The sequence below is a fragment of the Pedobacter sp. UBA5917 genome (assembly GCF_002432345.1).
Lineage (GTDB): Bacteria > Bacteroidota > Bacteroidia > Sphingobacteriales > Sphingobacteriaceae > Pedobacter.
In genome coordinates this window covers 1-3,897 of record NZ_DJDT01000184.1, presented here as the reverse complement: position 1 = coordinate 3,897, position 3,897 = coordinate 1, and the positions used below count along the sequence as shown (strand labels likewise).

The following is a 3,897-nucleotide window of genomic DNA, read 5'->3' as shown; positions in this document are numbered from 1 at the left end:
GCTCGTTAAGGCTATAGGTAGCATTAACCGATGGCAGGAAACGCCAGTTTTTTTCGCCAGTGATAAAAGGATTTACTTTCTCGAAACCATCGTAATTGGGGGCGCGCAGAAACTGTTGCTGCTGGTTGGCCAGGTTAAAGTTTTCGGCCCTCACGCCATAAACCAATCTCAGTTTCTGGAAAAAGCGCTGATCGAGCATTATATAGGCCGAATGATATTTTGAGGTACCGGTATACTGCGTGCCGTTTCTCCCGGCATCAGCAAAATAAAAAGCAGAGTCGGCAGATGCCCCAATGCGGTTGGGTGCCATAATATCTTCGTAACGGCCAGTTAATTTAACACTCTGATCCTGTCTGATAATCTGCACCTGTGCCGAATTTAACGCACGTTTTTTATGCCAGCCTGCATAACCTATTTTAACCACACTTTTATCTTTCAAAAAATCAAAAGGCTGGCTCAGGCTGGCGGTCCAGTTGTAGTCTGTTTCGTTTAAACGGGTAGATAAACGGTAATCATAAAGCCCTAAAGCATCACTGAAGCCATTCGCCTGTGGAGTATCGTAATAATCAACTCCATCAAAGGTGGCTGTTTTAGCATACCTTAACCTGCGCATATCTTTAATATCCTGACTGATATTTGTACGTGCGGCGCTCCAGTTAAATTTTAATCCTTTCGAAAAAACCAGGTTTTCGCCTTCTAATTTATTTTGATAAACTGTGGTATACTCCGGAACGGTAAGTAATTCCCTGAATTTAAAGTTGCTGTTTTCGGGTTCAATCCTAATGGCATCCTGCATGGTTTCGTTATATACATGCGAGTAATAGTTTTTAGAGGCCAGTTTAAATTTTTCGCTCTGTATACCTATGTTTAATACAGCACCCAGCGTGGTGTTAAACTTGTACAGATTACCCTCGCTACGCAACGAAGTAGAATCAATCGGTGTACCGCTTACATTGGTAAGGCCTGCATTACGTATGGTTTCGAATGGGTTGGTTTCCTGTGTGTTGCGGTAGGTGAGCCCTCCCGAAAAGCCGAATTTCAAGCCTTCCTTTAGCTGGTATAATCTTCCGAGTGAAAAGCGGTAATTTTGGTTCAGTGTTGCATTGCTTACATAAGCTTTAAGTGCTTCGCTCTGGAAACGCTTAGATTGTGGTATTGCATATGCGGGGATAGGTGCACTTTGATCGGGCTGGGTCCAGGATTGCAGATCCATCGGTGTGTTTCTTCTGCCATCGTCAAAGCCTAAAAAATCGTATTTGCCCCTGCCGCCAAGACTTACAAAGTCTTTACCGGTGGTGCGGGTATTAAAACCGGTACCCACCGTGAAGGAGTTAAAATTCTGCTCGGGGATATCCAGGGTGTTGATCAGGATCTGACCGCCCGAAAATTCAGACGACATATCTGCACTGGCCGTTTTATTTACCACCACACTGCTTACCAGTTCCTGGGGCACTACATCAAAAGAAAAATTCCTCCGGTTCATATCCGTACTCGGGATAATTACCCCATCCAGCATGGCCTGGTTGTAACGTTCGGTCATCCCGCGCACTACTACATAACGGGTATCAATGGTGGTTATCCCGCTGATCCGTTTTAATACCTGGCCAAGGTTATTGTCGGGTGTGCGCGAAATCTGCTCGGCCGATATACCATCTGTAATCGATGCATTGTTTTTCTGTTGTGCATACAGTCCGTTAATGGATTCTTTTTTATATGACGACTGTATCACCACATCTTTTAAAGCACTTGATGATACATTTAAAACTACATCGAGTTTGGTTAACGCTCCTGCTTTTACCACTATTCCATCAATGCGTTTGGTTTGGAAAGAGATATAACTTACCTCAATGGTGTAAGTTCCCTGCGGTACGTTAAATTCGTAGCTGCCATCTACACTGCTCTGAACCACCCTGTTCAGTCCGATGATTTTGATAGAAGCACCCGGAAGTGTTTCTCCCTTATCATCTACAACCTTACCGGAAATGCGCCCGGTTTGCTGTTTTTTTTCAATAGCTGGTTTTGTGTATTTTACAAAGATAGAACCTCCTGATAAGGAAAAATCCATCCCAAAAGTGGTAAGGTTTTCCAGTACGGTTCCCAGTGCTTCTTTTCTGTAACTGATGTTTTTTACCGTTACTTTCTCCAGGTCGTTTGGGTTGTATACAAAATTATAACGGGTCTGTGCTTTTAGTTCCTCCAGGATTTTAATGGCGCCAACCTGCGCATATTCCATGGTTACCGGACTATTGATCGTTTTGTAAGTGTCTTTATTTTTAACTTCCCTTGCCTGGGCAAAAACCGGGGTATTTAATAGGATGAAGAATATAATAAATAGGTAAGAAGTATTTCGTATTCTTAAATTTAGTGTAAAGGGTAAATTAAAAATCATAATTTTGGGTTGCTGCATTACATTTTGTGATGTGGTTTACATTTTTACCGGATTCCGGTTTATTAAGAAAGCGCTGCCTGACCGCGGCGTTTTCCTTTTTTTATCTGGTTCTGCTTTCTATTTTCTTTTTTCTATACGCATCAGGTTATAAGTTAGAGAATCTGTTTTGGTTACTTTAAATGGATAAATGAACTCGAGCGAATGAAGTACCTCGGTAATAGAACTACCCCCAAAATCGCCACTGATGCTGAAATCCTTAAATTGGTCTTCGTTAAATCGGATTTTTACGCCATAAAAGGATGCAAGGCTATATACCGCATCGCGGAAAGGGGTACGGTTAAAATCAAGTACACCTTTGTTCAGTGGATCTTTTGAATTGTCGAAACCCATTACCGTGCTCAGTGTGCCGTTGTGGTAATCGAATTCCTGTCCGGGGTTCAAAATCACTTCGGGAGCGTTAACGCCATTGCGCAGGATTTTAACCTTACCGGTGTAAAGGCTTACTTTTTCGTAACCATAATCTTTATAATGTTTGATTATAAATGAAGTTCCCAGTGCGGTTGTGGTAAGTTTTCCTGAGTTTACATGGAAAGGTTTGGTTTTATCGTGGGCAACGTCGAAATAAGCCTGACCTTCAATCAGAAATACCTGCCGGTCTGTTTTGGAAAAAGATTTTGGATATTTAAACACCGAACCAGAAGTTAACGAAACCTTTGTCCCGTCTGCCAGTGTAAGTTCTGTCATTTTGCGCTGCGGTACTTTTACGGTTAAAAATGTTTGGGTATCTTCAATAAAGCGGTAATGCTGGTAAGTTTGGTATGCAGCAGCAAGCACTATAAATGCAAATACGGCTGCCACCGCTCTTTTGAAAAAGAGAACAGATAAGCTTGTTTTATGCTGTTTATCCATGATCCGGCCAACGATATCGCTTTTAGGACTTAATTCCGTTGGAAATTCCCTTGAAATCTCATCCATATCAGCCATTTCGATATTATCTTCCTGGCCGAGCAGGACAAAAAACTCCTGTAACTCTTTGGCAGAAAGTTCGCGGGTGAGGTAACGGCGGTGTAAATCTTTTATTCTATTACTATCCATATTAATAATAGCCCAGTGTATGGGCGTACTATTTATAAATACAACCTGAGTAGGGTACTTAGGGTAGCTCTGAAAAAAATAAATTTTATTTTCTTTTAAACTTAGTATTTGGGTTTGTTTTTTCTGGATAAAATGATGTAGAAGGAAGTATCAAACTGAACTGCACATGCCTGATAAAGAATAATGACTCAACATGGGGTCGATTACTAGTATTAGTTAAAAGTCTCCTTCGGAAACTTTTAACTCACAGTCGTCACCTAATGTAATTTAACATCCTACCATCTAGATACAAATGAAGATTTTTTTTCCGCTCCTATGCCGCGGGGGCGTGGTAGTTTTTCACAGTTAATGTTGTTTTTAATTGTGTTCAAGAATGCTGCGCATTTTGGGGCGCCAAAGTACCCAAAGCGCTT

General features: G+C 41.5%; 2 protein-coding genes. Both read right to left on the bottom strand.

Translation table 11 applies throughout. The features are described from left to right. Positions 1 to 2,389, bottom strand: a 2,389-nt coding sequence (locus B2V92_RS12090) for a TonB-dependent receptor (protein WP_293308231.1), incomplete at its 3' end; no start/stop codon positions are given. Between the two features lie 117 nt (positions 2,390 to 2,506). Continuing rightward, positions 2,507 to 3,484: a FecR family protein gene (locus B2V92_RS12085; RefSeq protein WP_293308229.1), complete on the bottom strand. Its 978-nt coding sequence runs from the start codon at positions 3,482 to 3,484 to the stop codon at positions 2,507 to 2,509. Positions 3,485 to 3,897: the final 413 nt, after the last annotated feature.

What these genes read in the sequence shown, in the direction of transcription:
- B2V92_RS12085 (WP_293308229.1), bottom strand. Translation starts at nt 3,484, where the DNA reads ATGGATAGTAATAGAATAAAAGATTTACACCGCCGTTACCTCACCCGC.